This is a genomic window from Frankia sp. Hr75.2 (assembly GCF_949319125.1).
Lineage (GTDB): Bacteria > Actinomycetota > Actinomycetes > Frankiales > Frankiaceae > Parafrankia > Parafrankia soli.
Genome location: NZ_CASGGV010000231.1, coordinates 1 through 499 on the forward strand (window position 1 = coordinate 1; position 499 = coordinate 499).

General features: G+C 66.3%; 1 protein-coding gene. It reads left to right on the forward strand.

Annotation, left to right across the window (positions count from 1 at the left end; all coding sequences use genetic code 11):
• Positions 1 to 345, forward strand: a 345-nt coding sequence (locus tag AC559T_RS16750; RefSeq protein ID WP_498869334.1) for an ATP-binding protein, incomplete at its 5' end; no start/stop codon positions are given.
• Between the last annotated feature and the right edge of the window lie 154 nt (positions 346 to 499).

Sequence of the window (499 nt, forward strand, 5' to 3'; positions counted from 1 at the left end):
AAGCTGGTCAACGAGCTCGTCGAGGCCGCCGACGACAAGCAGCTGGTCAAGACCATCGCCCGCTATGGCCGTGTCGACCTGCTCTGCATCGACGAGCTCGGCTACATGGAACTCGACCGGCGCGGCGCCGAACTGCTTTTCCAGGTCCTGACCGAACGCGAGGAGAAAGCCTCCGTCGCGATCGCCTCCAACGAGTCCTTCGGCGGCTGGACCAAGACGTTCACCGACCCCCGCCTCTGCGCCGCCATCGTCGACCGGCTCACCTTCGGTGGCGCCATCATCGAGACCGGCACTGACTCCTACCGTCTTGCCCACACCCGCGCACGCACCGCCGACCACGGCTGATCGATAGCCTCCGCGCATGCCCGGCAAGCCGACCAGCCGGGCAGCGGGCTCGGCGAGCTATGACACGGCTGGTCAGCGCGGCTTGGAAGCACGCAATGAATACATGAGCGGCACTCGCTTGCGCCCTTCAGGTAGCCGGAATCCATCCGGCCCA